Source organism: Granulicella tundricola MP5ACTX9 (genome assembly GCF_000178975.2).
Classification (GTDB): Bacteria; Acidobacteriota; Terriglobia; order Terriglobales; family Acidobacteriaceae; genus Edaphobacter; species Edaphobacter tundricola.
Genome location: NC_015057.1, coordinates 64,180 through 83,611, shown reverse-complemented (window position 1 = coordinate 83,611; position 19,432 = coordinate 64,180). Strand labels below are relative to the sequence as shown.

Below are 19,432 nucleotides of genomic sequence, written 5' to 3'. Positions count from 1 at the left end.
GCCCGAGAGCCAATCGACTAGGAATCTTTCGTAGTCTAAGAATCAAATCAGCGACGCTCACAGGGATAGCAGGCACTTCACTTTGAACATGATAGGAAGCACCCAACCGCATGGGCTCTAAATTGTCCTTAGTAAACTTTGCCTTGAAGACTTCAGGTCGGCTACGTCTTCAAGCACTCACAAGATTTTTCAGGACGAGCATAGCGAACGGCGCATTCGTTACTCAGTTCATATTTACCCGCCCGCTAAGAGACTACTTGCTGGGCATTGTCGTACGGGCCCAACTGACTGCTGGGACATTTTCGGGGTCGTTCCGAGCACGACCTTCTAAGGTTTAGTGGTCTCGACATGGCTGATCCCATCCTGGAAGTATGCAACCTGCATAAGAATTATGATCAAGGGCGAATCGAGGCTCTTCGCGGCATCGATCTCTCGATTGACGCTGGCGAGTTCGTTGCGATCAGCGGACACAGTGGAAGCGGCAAATCTACCCTGCTCCACCTACTGGGCGGCCTTGATACTCCCACCAGTGGCGAGGTTCAGTTTAGAGGCGCGATTTTAGGCTCTTCAATCAGCCTCGACAAGTATCGCTGTCATCATGTCGGATTCATCTTCCAGTCCTTTTACCTGTTACCCACCCTGCGTGCTATCGAAAATGTGCAGGCTCCGATGCTCGCCACGGGAGACGGCGGCAGCGATCGCGAGAAACGCGCCGAGGCGCTGCTGCGCGAAGTAGGGCTGGAGTCTCGAATGCGCCAATACCCCAATGAACTCTCCGGGGGAGAACGACAACGCGTTGCAATTGCTCGGGCGCTCGCCAATAATCCTTCCATCTTGCTTGCGGATGAGCCCACTGGAAATCTGGACAGCAAGAACTCGGCGCGAATTATGGAAATTTTGACCGGGCTCCAGAAGACCCGCGGCATGACGCTCATTGTCATTACACATGAGCCTGAGATCGCGAACTCCGCACCGCGTCACATTCGAATCCACGATGGAAGGATCATGCCATGAGACTCGCCTCCTTTGTCGCTGCGGCAATGCTCTGCGTAGCAACCTCTGCGCATGCGGTAGACGCTCGAGCGGCAATTGCAATTGCACGGCAGCGCGTTGAAGCCACGGATTCTCGTGCCAGCGGGCACCTCGTTCGGGTCAATGCAAATGGAAAGAGGGTTAGCAATGCATTTACCCTTGAGGCGCATTGGTTCCCAGGCGTTCTGCGCGCGCTCATTGAGATCGTCCCGCCCCGGACGCCGGCGGAGAATGCGAATCAAGACGCGCGTGTCAGTATCTTGCTTGAAATGCGGCCAAACGGCCAGAATACGATTCAAATTTTCCGGCCACACGAGTCCGCTCCAGCTTTACTACCGTTTGATAAGTGGAGTGAGAGCGTATTCGGTAGCGACTTCAACTATGAAGACTTTTTGCAGCCAGAGTTCTACTGGCAGAACCAAACAATCCTCAGAAGTGATAAATTCGGCGTTCACGATTGCGATGTACTGAAGAGTGTGCCCGAAGGATCGAATCGTTCGCACTATGTCGAGGTCCAGACGTGGCTCGATCACAACATCAACTACCCCGTCTATGTTGAAAAAACACCGAAGGATGCAGCAGGCGTTAAAGAATTTACCTACTCTGGTTTGACCCAGTCGGGTGGAGTTTGGGCGGCCAGACAGGTGGGAGTGAAGGTGCGTGGCCGGCCTGGATTGACCCTCCTGCTCATCGAGCACGGAAGTACGAGAGCAAACCTGAACATCAGGGATTTCAGCCCTGAGAAAATCAGCCACTTTGAAGATCAGCCATGACCCACCTCTTCCTAAGTTGCACATCGGGGACCGGTAAGGTGGAAGCGGCTATTTCAGTGGAACAGCATCGGTAAATCGTTCTTTTAAGACTCGCCGAAGAAACTTGCCGCTATGATTCTGCGGCAGGGCGCCGGGCTCAAGAATCCAGATGCGCCGGGGCGCTTTGTAAGCCGCAAGATTGCTGCGGCACCAATCCACCAGGTCGGCTTCCTCGCAAAAAGAACCGGTCTGCAGTTCAACGGCGGCCACGGGGATTTCACCCTTTTCGTAGTGGGGGAGACCGAAGGCTACCGCGCGGGCCACAGCAGGATGGGCCAGAATCGCCTCTTCCAGTTCGCGAACGTACACGGAATAGCCACCCGACTTGATCACATCCTTTGTTCGCCCCACAAGCAGGATTAGCCCAAGGCGATTGCGCGTGGCCAGGTCACCGGTACGTAACCAGCCGTCCCGGGTAAGAAGGCCCTGAGCCTCGTCCTTCACCTTGTCTTTCCAGTAATGTGGGGCGAGACCTCGTCGACGAATCTGACATTCACCTGTAACCCCCACTGGCACAGTCTGGCCTTTCTCATCGACCAGGCGGATATGAAATGGTGGTACGGGGAAACACAAGTCGCCACTCCCGCGCAGCAATGGAAGTTCAATGCCCATCATGGCGAGTCCACCCAGTTCAACCAAACCATAGCCATTCAGGATCACAGGCGGTATACGCCGACCGAACAGCCAGGAGAGCGCTCCGAACTGGCGCAGTCGCCCACGAACCTCAGAAGGAAGATGGTCGCTTGCAGACAGCCAAACTCGCACACTCGCCAGGCGCGCGGGCGCGGGGTTGCTATTGACCACGCGGGCAAACATGGTTGGTACGCCAACGAAGGCAGTGACGTGGAAGCGCTCAACAAGGTCCAGCGCAGCCTCGACATCGAAGCGTTCAAGGAAGCACCCACGTATCCCGGCCATGAGGCCATATAAGGCAATGCTCACGGCCATAATGTGTGACCACGGCAAGGCTATCAGCGCAAGGTCTCGCGATCCTAAGAGTAGCCCGGAGAGTACCGTGGACGCGCGCGCTCCGAGTAGCGCATTGCTGGACAGGGCCGCCCCCTTGGGGAAACCACTAGTACCGGAAGTATGAAAGATAGCAACCGTTGCGGATGGATCGATGATGACTGGAGAGGCTGGCATACCCATCTCGGAGAGGCGCAGAAATCCGTCGAGCGTTTCCTTCTCGTCATCAGCTTGTATCCAGGTGCGTACTTCAAGAGCCTGGCGGTCACCAACGTTGCGTTCGAAGACCATCCTGTCGGTGATAAGAATCTCTGTGCCGCTATCGGCAAGAATCCTACGCACTTCCACGAGCGATAGTTGCGGGTTCAACGGAACCGCAATGCCTCCGGCGCGAATGATCGCAAGAAACCAATGAAAACATTCCCGATTGTTGCTGCGATAGATGGCAACCGGCTGCCCCGGGCGAAGCGCAATGGCCTGCCGCAAAAAGGTATCCATGGCGCAAACTTCATTGTGCAAGTCGGAGAGATGAAAGACGCCACTTTCGTGAACGGCGACTTCACAATCCCCCTTTTGACGAACGAGTTCATCGACAAGATTGGCCACCGTGACTCCACTGTCACGCGCGAGTCGATAACGTTGAATGATACTCATTGCGTAGAGATCGACTTTCGGCCCCAATCGCTGGCCACACAATAGTGGAAAAGATGGTCGAGATAATCGAGTACAGGTGGCGGACTCACCCCGGCGGGCCGCAGAAGGCGTTCGGCATTGCTGGTGTCAAACTGCATGCGCATGGTGAAATAATCACGATAAGCACTGCCGTCGCGTAGCACACGACGTTTGCGCCCCCACAAAGAGAGGAACAGAAGCGGCCGCACGAGGGCGAAGAAGATCTTCGGATCGATAAAGCGCGGCTCGGGACCGTTGAAGTATTCCATCGCACGATGTGCAACTTGCTGGATAGTCGCACTCGCAAGCGGTCCGGCACAGAGATGAACGGTGCAGCCCAGGGCGGCTTCATCAAACAGGAGTTGAACGACAGACCTGGCCACAAAATCCACGGGCACGATGTCGAGTACCGCGTCCGAGTAGCCAGGGACGGTGCGCCAAAGGCGTCGAGCGTAGATCTTCAGCGGCCAGTACATCATCTTGAAGCTGGAGGTAACGCCGGTTTTGGAGTCCCCTACGATGATGCTGGGACGCAGGATCATGCCGGGTATCGAAGCAAGACGCGACTGGACGAGGGCCTCCGCCTCCGCCTTCGTTTGTTCGTAGGTGTTGCGATAGCTCTGACCGACAACAAGCTCGTCTTCGCGCACTAGGCCCGATCGTTCGCCGGCAACGTAAGCTGTGCCAACATAGGCGAAGCTCCGAAGCTGGTGCGCCCCCCCTGCAAAATCGAGGATATGCCGTGTCCCTTCGACGTTAGTGCGACGGGCCTCATCGAGCGTGTGATCGAACCGCACTGTAGCCGCGGAGTGGATCACTCGGGTGGTCTCAGCCAAGAGGCGGTCGTAGGCAGCGGAATCCAGCCCGCAATTTGGCTGGCTAACGTCACCGGCAAAAACCTTGACCCGCGAGCGCTCCGCCAAAGGGATGAAGGCATCCGCACGTTGCTGAGCGGACTGGGTGGCCGTATCGCGGATAAGCAGCGCCAGTGTAGCGCTCGGCTTCCGCTCCAGAAGTTCGCGCACCAACTGCACTCCAAGGAAGCCAGTTGCGCCCGTAACTAAAATGATCTCTTCGTTATTCAGTTCAAAACCGTCCTTGGTCCACGTACGAAAGGAAGGCCGGGGATCATGACCGCAGGGGCTTATACGAAGCCTGCGCTAGGATCAAGTATAGCCTGCGGCGGTCTAAAGCCCTTGCGCCCGGTCTTGAGATGGAGAGAGTTACGTCGCAATAGCGAAGGCATGCGGCGGACCAGAGTCGAAATCGGCAGTGACGCTGTAAACGTCATATTCTGAATAGGCGCAGTCAATACATTGCGACAGACCAGCAACTCAACTTTTCTTCAAGCGAAGACAAAGGATGTATTTCAGTTTCATGGCCAAATCATTGTCGTTTACGGGTTTTGTTTTCAAAAATTTGCTCCGCCGGCGGATGAGAACTTTGCTCACCCTGGCGGGGATAGGAACAGCGGTTGGCGCGTTCGTGGGCCTCGTAGGTTTTTCGAGTGCCTTCGAACAGCAATGGTTGCGTATTTACTCCAGCAGCGGCACTGACATCGCCGTGATCCAGGGCACCTTTCTTAACACTTCGATGGACGAGTCGACGACAGCAAAGCTCTTGAAGTTGCCCGACGTGGCGCAGGCGTCGCCCACCATCTTCAACCTGATGGATCTGACCCCGGACGTGAATGCCCTGGTATACGGCTGGAAGGCGGATGCGTTTCAATTTAGTTCTCTACAGATTCTGAGTGGGCGGCGCTTTCGCGATGGCCAAGCAGAGGTCATGCTCGGCGACATGCTCGCGCAGAATCTGAAAAAGGCCCCGGGCGACAATCTTGACATCCAGGGAAAGCCTTTCGCAGTAACCGCTATCTACCACGGAGCTTCAACCCTTGAAGCGTCCGCGGTCGTCATGCCGCTTGATCAGTTGCAAGAGCTGAGCAGCCTGCAAGGCAAGGTTTCGACGATTGATGTTCGGCTGCGCCCAGTTCCCCGCGGAGAGGCTTCGGAACAATACTTAAAGCATGCTGAGACTGAGATCGAAGCAGCTCTACCCGGAATGCGAGCTGTCCCCGCAGCTCAACGCGCCAGCGACAATCAGTTCGTCAAGCTGGCCCATGCTTCGGCCTGGGGTACCTCTTCGCTCGCCCTCCTCATCGGCGTACTGGGAATCGCAAACACCATGGCAATGTCTGTTTTTGAGCGCACGAGGGAGATCGGCATCTTGCGCGCTCTAGGATGGAACCGCTGGCAGGTGCTGGCCCACATTGAGATTGAAGCAGTTGCACTCGGCCTCGGCGGGGGTTTGGTAGGTATCGCCGTAGGATGGTGCGGTTTGCGAGTGCTGGCCGCTTTGCCACAAACCGCGAGTCTCGTTTCGGCGTCACTCCATTTGCCACTCCTGGCCGAGGCGCTAGGAATCGCGGTGTTCGCCGGCTTAATTGCGGGAGCGCTTCCAGCGTGGCGCGCAGGGCAGCTTTCACCAGTTGATGCGCTTAGGCACGATTAGCCGATCGCGCAATCCTTTCGTCCGATCTCAGCCGCGAAACCTGTCGCTGCCAAGGATGGCAATGCCGATAGAAAATCGGAGCATTCCGCCGTGGTTGCCTGTACCGATTCATAAAAGCAAAGGGGCAAATGGCAAGATTCGGGGCATTTTGTTTTCCGGGAACCGGTCATCTCTATCCGATGACTGCGCTCGCACGTTCCTTGCAACTGAGAGGCCATGAGGTAGTGATCTTCGGGATCGCAGACACCGAGGCGACTGTGCGTGCGGCGGGTATCGAGTTTTGTCAGATCGGGGCCGAAGACTATCCGCCAGGAACCCTCAAAATGCTGGACGAGCACTTAGCCCGGCTAAAGGGGATTGCGGCCTTTCGATTCACCTTGGCCCGGATTAGAAATTCGACGCGGATGATCCTGCGCGATGGTCCACAGGCGGTCCGCTTAGCGAATGTAGAAACGCTGCTGGTCGACGAGGCCGAATTTGCTGGGAACGTGGCAGATCATTTAGGCCTGTCCTGGATCTCCATCGCCCTGCTTCCTCCCCTTCTTCCCGATGATCGATTTCCGCCCTTCTGGTTCGGCTGGTCGGCAGGCCAGGATCGGCTCAGCCGCTTCCGGAATCGTCTTGCCATTAGGTTCCTTCTGAGAATTGCTTCTCCCATCTTCAACGAAGTAAATCAGCAGCGCATCGAATGGGGGCTGAAGCCTTTAACAAATCCCGAAGACGGGTTATCACCGATAGCGCAAATCACGCAGTTGCCTCAGGCGCTGGAGTTCGAGATTTCCGGCAAAAACCCAGTTGGGCTTTATTACACGGGGCCATTCTTACACGCTCAACAGCGTCCTCCTGTCGACTTTCCCTGGGAACGCCTCGATGGACGGCCAATCATTTACGCCTCCATGGGTACTCTGCAGAACGGTTCGGAATCCATTTTCAAAACGATTACAGATGCCTGTGCCGGACTGGACGCACAGTTGGTGATTTCTCTGGGCGGCGGCCTTGATCCGGCACGACTGGGAAAGTTGGCCGGCGACCCCCTGGTAGTGCGTTTTGTTCCCCAGTTGGAGATCTTGAAGCGGGCATCCTTGGTGATCACACATGCAGGCATCAACACAGTCTTGGAATCTCTCTCGGAAGGAGTACCAATGGTGGCCATACCTCTCGCCAACGACCAGCCCGGAGTGGCTGCAAGGCTAAGGGCCCGTGGAGCATGCGTAGTGGTTTCACGACACACGTTAAACTTGGCCCGGCTTCGCAAAGCGGTCCTTCTCGTGCTTGAAGATGGCAAGTATCGTGAAGCAGCCCAGGTCTTACAGAAAACCATCCAGACATTGAATGGGCCAGACCGCGCTGCAGACCTTATCGAACAGGTCTTGCACATCCGCCCAACTCAGCTCAACCCCTGAGCCGCCTCATTTAGAACGGAAGAGCCGGTCGCCACACGTTCAGCCGCTCTGCTTGGCTTCTCTTCACCATCTTCGGCTGTGCGTGCCTGCACTCTGTCAACTCGATGCCGTCGCAATGCCCGCGGTTCGCTACGGACAAGGCCCACCAGATTTGACATATCGGCACACCCATCAATCGGCCGAGACGCTCTCCTCAATCGTGTCTTTGCATGGAGATCCAGTCCTCACAACCGTGATCATTTCGCGGATCTGCTCAATCACCAACTCCGGCTCGTCGAGATGCACCCAGTGCCCGCTCTTTTCCGCAATCAGTTGCTCCGCATCGAGTCCGATCTTCCGCAAGTCCGTGTCCGAAATCGCCTTTGGATGCCCCGGCGTCAACAACACCACCGGCATGCCCACAATGGGGGTCGCCTCGAGCATCTCCGCTACAGTCGCAGGAACTCCCTTGATATGCGCCGTCATACCGCGAAAATAGGCCGGGTTCGACCAGTGAGCTGCCACGATCGGCCATACCGCTGATGGCATTTTGTTCAATTCGCTTGTCACCCGCTCCAGCACATCGCGCCCACCAGTCACGCGCGTGAAGAGGTTGGTGAATCTGCCGGATCGATGTAGAAACGACATGGTCGTTAGTCGTGCCAGACCCGAATAGGCAATCGGCACAGCCCACTGTGTGAGTTGCACCCCTCGATCTAACAGCTTGCGCTGCGACTCATCTACAGGGGGCCACTCGTCGGTGCGCATTGCATCCACAAGCACCACGCCTATCACCTCATCGGGATACTCGGCCGCAAAATACCGAACGACCAATCCACCAAATGAATGCCCCACCAGGAGGTAAGGCGGTGCGATGCCGGCTGCCTGCAGCATCGCCCGCAACTCCTGCACCACCATGGAAGGAATGCGCTCCGACACCGCCGGGGTGCTCCAACCCAACCCCAACCTGTCGTAAGAAACCGTGTGCGCGAACTCACTCACGGACTCTTGAATCCGGGCCCAATTCTGACTCGTTGATCCGATTCCAGATTCGAAGATCACCGACGGGCCAGCCTCGTCGCCCATCTCCATCATGAAAAGCCGTCGGCGCTTCCCAATGTCTACCAATCGTCCTAACCGAAGAAAACGCCTTCGGTCATACCGCAACCCAATCCACTGATAGAGCAAGCCCACAACCGGAAGCAAGGGAGCTAAAATCAACAGCCACAACGTGCGGACCATGTACTGCTCTCCTTAAAATGTAGCTGTTGAGTTTGAAGCCTTTGCATGCAAGCCGCAAACCCATACCGCGTACAACACCTACAACATTCTTTCATCCTTCCACGCTCAGAACAACGTGTGTTGGTCCTCGTCCCCCCCCCGCAACCCGTACGGCATCTAGCTTGAAGCCGTCAAGCACCCGATAGCAAAGAGAGGCGTCATCCTCCTGCCCAAACGCTAGGTCTTCACACGAAGCTCGCATAAGCCGTGCGCTTCGCAAGACTCGCATGAGCCTATGAAAAGTTCGATACCACCCTCATAGACCTACACTAGGTCGCCTCGCCATCTTCATGGGAGCGAGACTTACAAAATTGCACTCACAACGTCGTACCAGCCGCCGCTCTTCATTGCATGACATAGAGTCAAAGGGCCGCCTCGCGGCAGCCCTTTGAATTGCGGAATCGAGGTGCGATGGACGACCTATGACTTACGCAGATCGTAGCGATCAAGGTTCATGACCTTGGTCCATGCAGCCACGAAGTCCTTCACGAAGATCTCCTTCGCGTCAGACGCTGCATAGACCTCCGCGATTGCGCGAAGCTGAGAGTTGGCGCCGAAGACAAGGTCGACACGGGTGCTTGTCCACTTGACTTCGCCGGTAGCGCGATCGAGACCATCAAAATGACCTTCCGCAGTGGTCGAGGCCTTCCACTCCGTGGCCATGTCCAGAAGGTTGACGAAGAAGTCGTTGGTCAGCGTACCCGGTGTGTTGGTGAGTACGCCGTCCTTGGACTGCTTGTAGTTCGCGCCGAGGACACGTAGCCCTCCGGTGAGGACCGTCATCTCCGGCGCGGTTAGCGTGAGCAGCTGGGCGCGATCGATGAACAACTCCTCTGCGCGCAGCTTGTGGCCCAGGCGGAGGTAGTTGCGGAAGCCATCGGCCGTCTGTTCGAGCGGCTCAAAGGCCTCCACGTCGGTCTGCTCTTGCGAGGCGTCCGTGCGGCCGGGAGCAAAGGGAACGGTCACGTCGTAACCAGCCTTCTTCGCAGCCTCCTCAACAGCAGCAGAGCCGCCAAGAACAATCAGATCAGCAATCGAGACCTTCTTGCTGGTGGATTCTGCGAAGGCTTTCTGGACCTCTTCCAAAGTCGCGAGGACCTTCGCAAGAACAACCGGCTGGTTGACCTCCCAGTTCTTCTGAGGCTCCAGGCGGATACGTGCGCCGTTGGCTCCCCCGCGCTTGTCGGAGCCGCGGAAGGACGAGGCAGCCGCCCAGGCAGTCGAAACAAGTTGCGAGATGGAGAAGCCGGAGATGAGGATCTTCTTGAGTGCGGCGATCTCCGCCTCCCCAATCAGTTCGTGATCGACGGCCGGAACGGGATCCTGCCAGATCAAACGCTCCTTGGGAACCAGCGGACCGAGGTAGCGCTCGATGGGACCCATATCGCGATGGGTCAGCTTGAACCAGGCGCGAGCGAACGCATCTGCGAACTGATCGGGATTCGCCTGGAAGCGCTTGCCGATCTTCTCGTACTCGGGATCGAACTTGAGCGCCATGTCGGAGGTAAACATCATGGGCAGATGCTTTTTGTCCGCAATGTGTGCATCCGGAATGTTGGCCGGCTCGCTGACGGCGTACCACTGCCATGCACCGCCAGGCCCCTTCTTCAGTGCCCAGTCGTAGTTGTAGAGGTTGTCGAGGTACTCGCTATCCCATTTGATAGGGCTGGACGTCCAGGCGCCTTCAAGACCGGAAGAGATAGTGTCTTCCGCGTTGCCTTTGCCCACGGAGTTCTTCCAGCCAAGTCCCTGCTGCTCGATCGGTGCGCCTTCCGGCTCGGGACCGACATTGGGGCCGGGATCATGTGCGCCGTGAGCCTTACCGAAGGTGTGACCGCCGGAGATCAGCGCGAAGGTCTCCTCATCGTTCATCGCCATACGGCCAAAGGTCTCGCGGATATCGCGCGCGGAGCCTACGGGATCCGGCTTGCCGTCCGGGCCTTCCGGGTTCACGTAGATAAGCCCCATCTGCACAGCAGCAAGAGGCTTGTCCAGCTCACGGTCCCCCTGGTAACGGTCGCTGCCGAGCCAGGTGTGCTCCGTACCCCAGAAGATGTCTTCCTGAGGAACCCACACATCAGCACGCCCACCAGCGTAGCCGAAGGTCTTGAAGCCCATGGACTCCAGCGCGACGTTGCCGGTGAGGATCATGAGATCGGCCCAGGAGATCTTCTTGCCGTACTTCTGCTTGATCGGCCAAAGCAAACGGCGAGCCTTATCGAGGCTTACGTTGTCCGGCCAGCTATTGAGCGGAGCGAACCGCTGCGTGCCCATGCCCGCGCCGCCGCGGCCGTCATAGGTGCGGTAGGTGCCGGCGCTGTGCCATGCCATGCGGATGAAGAAGGGGCCGTAGTGGCCGTAGTCCGCAGGCCACCAGCTCTGCGAGTCGGTCATGAGAACGTGCAGGTCCTTGATCACGGCGTCGAGATCGAGGGTCTTGAACTCCTTGGCATACTCGAAGTCTGCACCGGTAGGATCAGCCAGCTTGTTATTCTGGTGCAGGACGGCAAGGTCCAGGCGATCCGGCCACCAGTGCTCGTTACGCTGGATCTTGCGCGAGTTGTGAGTCACCGCACCATGCATGGGCGACTCCGTCTCAGTGCTGGTGATCGAGGGGTTGTTGCCATGCGGCACAGGGCACTTCATTTCGTTCGACATTGTTACTCCTTCGTTCTCGTTGCCGGGAAACTGTTTGCGGGTGGTCGGATCAGCTGCGTTTCGCTTTCTGGCACGCGGCACAGATTCCGATGACGTCGATGGCATAGCGTTCTGCCTGGAAGCCTCCGGGCAAGCTCTGCAATGCAGGTAGTTCGCCAAGATCCTTCTCGTCGAGATCCGTGATGGCTTTGCAGTGGGAGCAAACCATGTGGTGGTGAAGGTGGCTGTTCAGCTCGACTCGAAGAGAGCCGTGATGCATGCTGACTTCCTTGAGAACGCCTCTCTCAACGAAGAGATGAATATTCTTATAGACCGTAGCAAGAGAGATCGCAGGGATACGCCTCTTGACGCGTGCGTAGACCTCTTCCGGGCTCGGGTGCCCCGGCATGGTCTGCATCACCTCATAGAGGACCTGACGCTGGTGGGTCACGGTAAGCCCGTGGTCCGCACACAGTTCACGAAAGGGACGGGTCTCTTCAGTTTGAAAAGTCTGCATCAAGAGCTAGTAAACGATAATTTATATCGCACGTCAAGCGATGCCGAATGAGGCAATCAAACCGGCGATCCCTCTGCGGCCTTTGTCAGAAATAAAGCGTCCAACACGTATGATTGGCACCCGCCGCACCCTGCTCAAAGACACAGCCTTTGCAGCGGCAGCCTCCATGCTGCCGCTCGACCTATTGGCTCAGGATATTCCCTTTCTGGATGTGGCCTGTGCGGGCTCCGTTCGTCCCATGCTGGAAGGTCCCATGCGTGCTGCCGTGGCTGCGTCGTCGAAGCTGAACCTGCGGGTTCACGCACAGGGAGCCGATGCGGTGGCGAAGTCCATCATCGATGGCAGCCTGCCGGCGGACGTCTTCATCCCTATTACTGCAGGCCCGATGCTGACCGTGATGAGCGCCGGCAAAACCCAGGTGGCGAAGCCTTTCGCCCGTACAGAGTTGGTGGCCTTTCGCCCGTACAGAGTTGGTGATTGTCTACAGCCCGAAGAGCCGGTTCATAGAGCAGTTTGAAGCAGTATCACAGGGAAAGATGGAATGGTGGCAGGTCCTGCAGCAGCCCGCTCTTCGCCTGGTCCGCTCGAACCCCGCAGCCGACCCTTCCGGCCGTGCCATCCTGTTCACCCTGATGCTCGCAGCAAAGAAGTATCAGCAACCCGACCTGCTTGAACGCATCGCCGGCCCCCTGATGAATCCGCAGCAGATCCTCACCGGCGGTGACACCCAGCAGCGGCTCGCAGCCGGCGAACTCGACGCGAGCGCCTCCTACGGCGTAGGTCCAGAGTGGTCACACCTGCCTTATCTCTCGCTGCCTGCCGACATCAACCTCAGCGGCGATAACCTGCACGCCTTGCACCCGGATCTAAAGCTCAACCTCAACAACAGGACCTTCAATCCGGAGTCGCTGATCTTCTACGCAGCAGCCTTGAACAACGCAGCGAACCCTAAAGGTGCGGCGGCCTTCGTCGATTGGCTTGGCAGTGACGAGGCGCAGAAGCTCCTGGCGACTCATCGCTTCAACCCGCCCGGAGCAGTTCCTGCATTGCGTGGCTAAGTGTTCGCAATAAAGAGACCCGGCAGCTTGACGCTGCCGGGTCTCGCTCACTGCTACGCCGTTTAGAAAGCGAACTGGAGTGAGCTTGAAATAGTGCGCGGCGATCCTAGATGCGCCAGGTTCGCACTGGCATTGGCCCCAGTGATATCGCCAGCGGAGATAGTCGAGTAGTACCGCGTGTTCGTGATGTTGTCGCAGGTGAACCGCAACGTCGCCACCCGCGCAAAGACCGGACGCGAGTAACGGAACCCAAAATCAAACGTGTTGTAGCCGGTCGTCGTGTGCAGGTTCTGATCATCCTGCGGACGCTTGCCGACGAACTGCCAATCACCCGTGATGTTGAGATTGGCAATGCCCGGCACGCGATACTCGCTCAGGAAGTTCGACTTGTACGAGGGGATACCGACAAAGCGCTTCCCTTCCGTCGACGCCACATTCGTATCGTTCAGCCGGGCATTCAGCGCGGTAAATCCGCCGTCGATCAACAGGCGGCGAAACAGCGTGCCCTGCGCGGAGATCTCAGCGCCAAAGTTCACCTGCTGCCCTGCAATGGCGAAGATATTCTGCGTCGTGCTGCCGTTGTAGGAAAGGGTGTCGGCGAAAGGACGTTCCAGCCGGAAGAGTGCGGTCGTGATCGCCAGCGGATGCAGGTCAGTCTTGAAGCCGAGCTCCCATTCCTTGCTGCGATAAGGCGCAAGCGCAGCGCCGGAGTTGACGAGCGTTGCACTGACCGGCGCAAGATCACCCTGCTGCAGGCTGCTCGCGTAGGTTGCATAAGCGGTCGACCACGTCGTCGGCTTGTACAGCACGCTGGCCGAAGGGCTGATGCCCTGCTTATTCGAGCCGCTGGTCCTCGCCGTGGCCGAGTTGTTATCGACCCCGATAAAGTCCTGGCTGGCCGCAACCCGCACCAGAATGTGCGCGGGGAAGGTAATCAGATCACCAAGATTAAAGCCCTGCTGATGAACCACGGCCGATTGATAGAGCCCTCTGTTGTGGGGCAAGCCAACCGTCGGCGCAGCAAAGACCACCGGGTTGTTGACGTTTGCAAGACCCAGAAACAGACTTGCAGCCGAGTTGGCGGTATAGCTGTACTGGTTGAAGCGATATCCCTCGCTGGCCAGTGCCACATCCTGCTTGATGCCCCACTTCTTGATGACGCCAGTGATGTAACCGAGATCGCTCTCAACCCCAAAGCGCGGAGCAAAGCCGCTGCTGAGCGAACTGCTGTAGTCCCCGGCGTTATCCATAATAGTGTTCACAGGCGTATCGATGAAGCGGTCCAGCCTCTGCGCCGTTCCACCCGCCGTGGCGTGCCAGTTGGGCGAAAAGTCATGCAGCACTCGAACGCTGGTGGACTGCGTCGTCAGGTTGACGCCGGCATAAGCCTGCCCGAAGCCGACGCGCGTGGGGTCCGGTGCTAAGGGCAGAATGAAGTCCGCCGCAGCAACGTTCGTCTTGGACGAAGGACCATAGCTGAACCAGCCCGGATAGCCACGCTGGACGATGTCATAGACACTGTAGTGCGCGTCGATCGTCGTGGCCGGCGTGGGCCGCAGATCGAACGCAAACTCCGCGAGGCGGCGGCGCAGACGGCTCTCCGCGACGAACTGCGTGCCGTCACCGAAGAGTAAATTGGAGCGATAACCAAAGATCTTGTGCGGCCCCAGACGCCCACCAAAGTCACCATACACAGTGCCGATGGAGCTGGAGTCCTGCTCCAGAAAGATGTTTGCGGTGCGCTCTTCGGTCGGCCGCTTCAGAACGAAGTCGAACATACCGGAAGGGTTCGCCGGGCCGTACATCGCCGCGCCCAGTCCGCTTTCGACCTGCATCTCCTGGTACTGCTCCATGGGGTTGCCGCCTGTAATGGCAATGGACATACCGTCCATGCGCGTGTTCTGCGCGATCGAACCCTGAACGCCGCGCGTGGCCGGCCGCAGAATCTCAGGCCCCTGCTGCTCGGTAAACGAGACCAGCGGCAGGTACTTGATCGTGTCGCGCAGGTTCTTCACCTGGGTATTGGCAATCTCGTCTGCGGGAATCACCGTTATCGTATAAGGCTGGTTGACGACCGGCGCATCGCCCATGACACCGCGATTCACCTTGCTGACCGCGTAGCCATCTTCAGAGCTGCCGGTGGCATTCCCATTTACCGTCACCTGCGAGGAAACGCCGGCCACGTCAAACGTTCCATCCTGGTTGACGCTCTGCCCCTCAGCCACTGTCAGGGGCGCAATCACAATCGGCGCGAAGCCGTCTTTCTTAATCACCAGACGGTATTTGCCTGCGGTCACAGCTGAAAAGCTGTACTGCCCGGAAGCATCCGTCACCGTCTTCTGCAGTCTGCCGCTCTGCATCTCCTCCAGCGTGACGACGGCGCTGCCCACCAGCGACCGCTCCGGGTCCTTCACGGTTCCAGCCACCTGGGAGCTCTGGGCCAACGCACCAACAGCAGTAGAGATAAGGGAAAGGTAAATCAGAGGTCGAACAACAGCGCTGGAATGCATGGGGCTCCTTGTGAGGCAGGGCCCTCCTGGATCCTGATCAGGATTCTTAATCGGAAGGGGATATGAAAGGAGGCTGCACGGGCAGCCCGTTAGCTTATGAGCGGCGATCTTCTGCGGCGAAGGTCAATGCCTCGCTGTAACGATTTTATTCGGTTCAACACGCATGGTCAACGCCATCCACTAACGCGGATCGACAAGGCCCATCGCCAGCATGCCCAACGCCGTGATGCTGGGCAGGAAGAAGTAATCCCCGCCGCGCAGTTCGACGAACTGGGGCAGATGACGGCACAAATGCGGAGGATTGCTCTTGCTGCTGTCGCCCTGAACCATGAAGCGACCGCTGCCGTCATGATTGCCCATCAGAGGGTCTTTGTCGTTGCCCAGATGCGCGTCGTTCCCATATTCGATCCACTGCTGCTGAACGAACTCGAACTGCCGCGAGATGCTGGCGTTGAGCGCCATGAAGACGACGCCGCGATCGTCGGTGTCGGCCACCGGCTCATTCTCGCCAGCAAACCTGCCGTAGGGCAGTCCCCTCCGCGTGATCCTGCGGCGATGCACCAGCCTGCCTTCAAACCCGAACGCGTCCCGCGGATGCACGCGCCGAATGTGCGCACCCATCGGACAACGGGTACCGTCTGCATCCCCGCCGTACGTGAAGTTGGTACTGCGGTTCGGGTCCTGGGTCAGCGCAAAGTCAGGTCCGTCAGGCGAAAGCTCTATCGGCGTCCCGTCACGCCAACGGCCGATCAGCTTGGCGGCCAGCTTCTCTTTGGAATAGTCATCCCCGGCCCCATAGCGCCCGGCCTCGTCCGCCAGGAACTTGCGGAAGGTCGCCACGTTCTGATGTAGCTTGCGATAAATCATGAACGTGCCATTGCTCGCCAGCAGGTGAGGCACAGGCGCGACCGGCAGCTCACCAGCCTCATCCGCATAGCCCAGCAGCAGCTCTCCCGTGGCAAGCGGCGCCCAGCTTCCATCCGGCATCAGCTTACCCTGCCCAGGCTGCACGGAGCGCTCCACCCCCAGGTAATCCGGATTGCCAAAGCCGTCCGTGTACCCGAAATGTTCTTTCGTCGTAGGCTTCCCACCGGCCACGGCAGCCGCGGCATCCTGCGTCGCCAGTATCGTGGCACCGCCCACCTCCTCCAGCAACCCGATCAACTCCGCATGCCCAGAGGCCAGTGCCGCCGGCGTCATCGCATTTACCGCGACCCACGCGTGAACGAGGCCTTCCGTCCAGCACTCGTCCCACCGCTCCGGCGCATTGCGTCCGGTATCGTTCAGGATGGCGGCACGCTTCTTCATGCCTTGCTGGAACTCCACCGGAAAGCTCAGCAGCGTGGCGTCAGGCAGATCGAACGCTGCCAGTCCGGGATGAGTAAACGCAATGTTGAGCGTGCTCTGCGGCTTGCCACCGTCCCACGTCTGGCCCGTGGTGATCTTCGGCAGCAGCTTCAACAGCAGCGCACGAGCTCGTACAGAGTCCTCAAAGTGGAGAAAATAGTAACGAGCCAGCGGAAGGTTATATCCACGCAGCACGAAGCCCTGGATGTCGGTCGCGTTCAACTTACTCATTTCGCCCACCCGTCTTAATACCGCGATGTGGCCCCATGGAACCCGCTGGAGGCGTCGGCTCGGACGCCAGGTCTTGCGTAAATTGCAGGAACTCAGCTTGTAGTTGTGCAGGCGCCATGCCCTGATGCGACGCAATGAAGTTGGTCACCGCATGCTGGGTATACAGCGCACGCAGCGCCTGCGGAAGCGTCTTGTTGTTGATCGCCGCAAAGTAGAACGTCGTATCGAGCTGGCAGGACTTCATGTATTGGATGAACGCCCACCGGTCCGCCGCTCCCGGATACCCGACGCAGTGGCTCCAGATGGCGTCCAGTTGCTCCGGCACAGCATCCGCCAGCCCCCCGAGATAGCCCTCCAGATCGCCATCGCAGTTCGATTCAAAGACCAGGTACTTCGACTTCAGATGCTCTTCGCAAGACGGCATCCCGACGTAGATCACATCGTCCATCACCGCGATCCGCGCCAGATGCGTCCCGGCCGCAAGCGCAAACGGACTGTGCTGATCAGTCGGCAATCCCGCCAGATGTTTGCGAATCTGCAGATCGTGCGAGGGCGTCGCCCGCTCGTCATCAATGATGGGCGAAAGGATCGTGAGGCCATACAAGATACCGCTTTGATTGGGCATGGTCTCTCTCTCAGCACGCTACCGGCGCTTCGCCGGTCTCTCCCAGATGGCACTGCACCTGCAAAACAAAATCCCGGTACGCCTCTGCAAACTGCTCCGGAGTGCTCCCCTGCGCCTGTGTACTCAGCGCGTCGAACGCCTCCTGAACCACATGGGCCGACTTCAAATCATTCGCCGTCGCATGAGGATACGCAGTGTAGTAGTAGTCCGTGTCGAACTGCACTCGCGCAATGTACTCCTTGAACGGAGTCACCGGAACCGAGCCCGGAAACTTATCGCTCCACCGCCAGATCAGGTTCAGCCCCTTGCTCAGAACCGCGGAGAACGCGTCGATGTACTGATTCCAGGTCCCGTTGAAGTTACTAAAAAAGAGGAGATAGTCATACTTCAGATCTTCCTTTTCCTGCCCGTGACCGAGATGCGGGAAACGGCGGCGCGGGATGATCACCCACCGCGCAAACTCGATAAAAGAAAGGTTGATCAGGTCACTCTGTAACGGCTTGATATGCCAGAGCGCAAAGAAGATCGCCCGCAGCGCAAACGTCTTCCACGGCCGCATCGGCGTGATGACATTCATTGCATAGACTTTGCCGTTGACATTGCTCATCAGGGCCTCCCGAAGAAAATTCAAATAGGGGCCCCATAGAGAGTTCTCCCGCCGACCGACGCATCAGCAGCACATTCGAGTCAGTATCAGGGGAACGAGAGAAGTATGCCAGAGATGTCACGGCTTGCAAATATTTTTTCTGCCAGCCCACCGGGATACCATCCGCGAGGCACAGCAAAGCTAACCCTGTATCCCCGGTGCTATGCTTCCCGGACATGAAAATCGCCTCCTCTTCGCGACTCCTGACCCTCATCGCCTGCCTTGCCATGATGCAACCTCTTTGGGCTCAAGCTCATACCGAGGCAAGCGCCCATGGCACCCTGCTCGTCGTCAATCAGGCAGACCACAACGTCAGCTTTTTGCCAGCCTCTTCCGGCGCGGCTTCAGCAGTGGACGTGGGCGGTATAACCGGCCACGAACTCGCCCTCACCCCGGACGGCCGCACCGCCTTCATCCCCATCTACGGCAACTCCGGCGTAGGCAAACCCGGCACGGACGGCCAGACGATGACGGTCGTCTCCGTCCCCTCCCACAAGGTCATCGGCTCCGTGGACTTCGGCCACCCCGTCCGCCCTCACTGCGCCATCTTCGACAAAAAACGCAACCTCCTCTACGTCACCACTGAACTGGACAAGGCCATCACCGTCATTGACCCGAAGTCGTTGAAAATAGTAGGCACCATCCCCACGGGCCAGGAGCAATCCCACATGCTCACCATCTCGCATGACGGCCGCTTCGGCTATACCGCGAACGTCGGTCCCGGCACCGTCTCGGTCCTTGACCTCAACACCCGCAAGACCGTCAAGATCATCCCCATCTCTGCCCAAACCCAGCGCATCTCCATCTCCGCGGACGACCGCAAGGTCTTCACCGCGGACCAAACCAAACCTCAACTCGCAGTCATCGACACGGCCACCAACACGCTGCAAAGCTGGATTCCGCTGCCGGAGATCGCCTACGGAACCGCACCCACCCCCGACGGTCATTGGCTCCTGGCGGCCCTGCGCCCAACCAACCAGGTCGCCGTAATCGACCTGAAGACCATGAAGGTCACCACCACCATCGACGTCCCCAAGACCCCGACCGAGATCCTCATCCGTCCCGACGGCAAGGCAGCGTACGTCTCCTGCGGCGGCAAAGTCGCCGTCATCGATCTCGCCACCTGGAAGGTCCAGTCCATCCTGCAGGCAGGAGCCGGAGCGGACGGCCTCGCCTGGGCGCAATAAGATCTTTTCTTCAACCCA

The 19,432-nt window shown here is 58.2% G+C and carries 16 protein-coding genes; 7 read left to right on the top strand and 9 right to left on the bottom strand.

Features of this window, described 5'->3' with window-relative positions; all coding sequences use genetic code 11:
* The first annotated feature begins 348 nt into the window (after nt 1-348).
* Nucleotides 349-1,014, top strand: a complete 666-nt coding sequence (locus ACIX9_RS19155) for an ABC transporter ATP-binding protein (protein WP_013572751.1) — start codon at nt 349-351, stop codon at nt 1,012-1,014.
* The gene (locus ACIX9_RS19150) at nt 1,011-1,805 is read left to right on the top strand and encodes an outer membrane lipoprotein-sorting protein (protein WP_013572750.1); all 795 of its coding nucleotides are present in this window, start codon (nt 1,011-1,013) and stop codon (nt 1,803-1,805) included. Before ACIX9_RS19155 ends, ACIX9_RS19150 begins: the two co-directional genes overlap by 4 nt.
* A gap of 48 nt (nt 1,806-1,853) precedes the next feature.
* Here ACIX9_RS19150 and ACIX9_RS19145 read toward each other — a convergent pair whose 3' ends face one another.
* Both ACIX9_RS19145 and ACIX9_RS19140 read right to left on the bottom strand, forming a co-directional pair.
* On the bottom strand, nt 1,854-3,416 hold the full coding sequence (locus ACIX9_RS19145; protein ID WP_013572749.1) for a class I adenylate-forming enzyme family protein: 1,563 nt from the start codon (nt 3,414-3,416) through the stop codon (nt 1,854-1,856).
* A gap of 44 nt (nt 3,417-3,460) precedes the next feature.
* Nucleotides 3,461-4,549: an SDR family oxidoreductase gene (locus ACIX9_RS19140; RefSeq protein ID WP_083808528.1), complete on the bottom strand. Its 1,089-nt coding sequence runs from the start codon at nt 4,547-4,549 to the stop codon at nt 3,461-3,463.
* A 310-nt stretch (nt 4,550-4,859) separates the two neighbouring features.
* On the opposite strand from ACIX9_RS19140, the gene ACIX9_RS19135 reads away from it, so the two are divergent.
* Nucleotides 4,860-5,993, top strand: a complete 1,134-nt coding sequence (locus ACIX9_RS19135) for an ABC transporter permease (RefSeq protein WP_013572747.1) — start codon at nt 4,860-4,862, stop codon at nt 5,991-5,993.
* A gap of 128 nt (nt 5,994-6,121) precedes the next feature.
* Complete coding sequence (locus tag ACIX9_RS19130) at nt 6,122-7,396, top strand: glycosyltransferase (protein ID WP_013572746.1); 1,275 nt, start codon at nt 6,122-6,124, stop codon at nt 7,394-7,396.
* Between the two features lie 171 nt (nt 7,397-7,567).
* Here the strand turns inward: ACIX9_RS19130 and ACIX9_RS19125 are convergent, their stop codons facing one another.
* From ACIX9_RS19125 to ACIX9_RS19115, 3 genes are all read right to left on the bottom strand, one after another.
* Nucleotides 7,568-8,617, bottom strand: coding sequence for an alpha/beta fold hydrolase (locus ACIX9_RS19125; RefSeq protein WP_013572745.1), 1,050 nt, complete (start codon nt 8,615-8,617; stop codon nt 7,568-7,570).
* Nucleotides 8,618-9,076: 459 nt separating this feature from the next.
* A complete protein-coding gene (gene katG / locus ACIX9_RS19120; RefSeq protein ID WP_013572744.1) occupies nt 9,077-11,314 on the bottom strand; it encodes a catalase/peroxidase HPI in 2,238 nt (745 codons plus the stop codon).
* Between the two features lie 49 nt (nt 11,315-11,363).
* Nucleotides 11,364-11,810, bottom strand: a complete 447-nt coding sequence (locus ACIX9_RS19115) for a Fur family transcriptional regulator (RefSeq protein WP_013572743.1) — start codon at nt 11,808-11,810, stop codon at nt 11,364-11,366.
* Between the two features lie 109 nt (nt 11,811-11,919).
* Here ACIX9_RS19115 and ACIX9_RS19110 point away from each other — a divergent pair, with 109 nt between their 5' ends.
* Nucleotides 11,920-12,327 (top strand): substrate-binding domain-containing protein, encoded by a 408-nt coding sequence (locus ACIX9_RS19110; protein WP_041597976.1) that lies wholly within the window; start codon nt 11,920-11,922, stop codon nt 12,325-12,327.
* Nucleotides 12,328-12,346: 19 nt separating this feature from the next.
* Nucleotides 12,347-12,868 carry a substrate-binding domain-containing protein gene (locus tag ACIX9_RS19105; protein WP_041597975.1) on the top strand — a complete coding sequence of 174 codons (522 nt, stop codon included), beginning with the start codon at nt 12,347-12,349 and terminating at the stop codon, nt 12,866-12,868.
* 62 nt (nt 12,869-12,930) lie between these two features.
* On the opposite strand, the gene ACIX9_RS19100 is transcribed toward ACIX9_RS19105, so the two are convergent.
* The 4 genes from ACIX9_RS19100 to ACIX9_RS19085 form a co-directional block, all read right to left on the bottom strand.
* Nucleotides 12,931-15,312 carry a TonB-dependent receptor gene (locus ACIX9_RS19100; RefSeq protein WP_232298898.1) on the bottom strand — a complete coding sequence of 794 codons (2,382 nt, stop codon included), beginning with the start codon at nt 15,310-15,312 and terminating at the stop codon, nt 12,931-12,933.
* A 246-nt stretch (nt 15,313-15,558) separates the two neighbouring features.
* Entirely contained in the window at nt 15,559-16,956 is a 1,398-nt protein-coding gene (locus tag ACIX9_RS19095) for a Dyp-type peroxidase (protein ID WP_013572741.1), read from the bottom strand.
* Nucleotides 16,949-17,581 (bottom strand): hypothetical protein, encoded by a 633-nt coding sequence (locus ACIX9_RS19090; protein ID WP_013572740.1) that lies wholly within the window; start codon nt 17,579-17,581, stop codon nt 16,949-16,951. The genes ACIX9_RS19095 and ACIX9_RS19090 overlap by 8 nt, the downstream gene beginning before the upstream one ends.
* 10 nt (nt 17,582-17,591) lie before the next feature.
* Nucleotides 17,592-18,188 (bottom strand): hypothetical protein, encoded by a 597-nt coding sequence (locus ACIX9_RS19085; protein WP_013572739.1) that lies wholly within the window; start codon nt 18,186-18,188, stop codon nt 17,592-17,594.
* 215 nt (nt 18,189-18,403) lie between these two features.
* Between ACIX9_RS19085 and ACIX9_RS19080 the strand changes: the two genes are divergently transcribed.
* The gene (locus ACIX9_RS19080; RefSeq protein WP_013572738.1) at nt 18,404-19,414 is read left to right on the top strand and encodes a YncE family protein; all 1,011 of its coding nucleotides are present in this window, start codon (nt 18,404-18,406) and stop codon (nt 19,412-19,414) included.
* Nucleotides 19,415-19,432: the final 18 nt, after the last annotated feature.

Bases quoted from the DNA above. Each gene is read 5' to 3' on its own strand.
- ACIX9_RS19105 (WP_041597975.1), top strand. From the start codon at position 12,347: ATGGAATGGTGGCAGGTCCTGCAGCAGCCCGCTCTTCGCCTGGTCCGC.
- katG (WP_013572744.1), bottom strand. From the start codon at position 11,314: ATGTCGAACGAAATGAAGTGCCCTGTGCCGCATGGCAACAACCCCTCG.
- ACIX9_RS19080 (WP_013572738.1), top strand. From the start codon at position 18,404: ATGAAAATCGCCTCCTCTTCGCGACTCCTGACCCTCATCGCCTGCCTT.
- ACIX9_RS19135 (WP_013572747.1), top strand. From the start codon at position 4,860: ATGGCCAAATCATTGTCGTTTACGGGTTTTGTTTTCAAAAATTTGCTC.
- ACIX9_RS19130 (WP_013572746.1), top strand. From the start codon at position 6,122: ATGGCAAGATTCGGGGCATTTTGTTTTCCGGGAACCGGTCATCTCTAT.
- ACIX9_RS19115 (WP_013572743.1), bottom strand. From the start codon at position 11,810: ATGCAGACTTTTCAAACTGAAGAGACCCGTCCCTTTCGTGAACTGTGT.
- ACIX9_RS19150 (WP_013572750.1), top strand. From the start codon at position 1,011: ATGAGACTCGCCTCCTTTGTCGCTGCGGCAATGCTCTGCGTAGCAACC.
- ACIX9_RS19155 (WP_013572751.1), top strand. From the start codon at position 349: ATGGCTGATCCCATCCTGGAAGTATGCAACCTGCATAAGAATTATGAT.
- ACIX9_RS19110 (WP_041597976.1), top strand. From the start codon at position 11,920: ATGATTGGCACCCGCCGCACCCTGCTCAAAGACACAGCCTTTGCAGCG.
- ACIX9_RS19090 (WP_013572740.1), bottom strand. From the start codon at position 17,581: ATGCCCAATCAAAGCGGTATCTTGTATGGCCTCACGATCCTTTCGCCC.
- ACIX9_RS19125 (WP_013572745.1), bottom strand. From the start codon at position 8,617: ATGGTCCGCACGTTGTGGCTGTTGATTTTAGCTCCCTTGCTTCCGGTT.
- ACIX9_RS19095 (WP_013572741.1), bottom strand. From the start codon at position 16,956: ATGAGTAAGTTGAACGCGACCGACATCCAGGGCTTCGTGCTGCGTGGA.
- ACIX9_RS19085 (WP_013572739.1), bottom strand. From the start codon at position 18,188: ATGAGCAATGTCAACGGCAAAGTCTATGCAATGAATGTCATCACGCCG.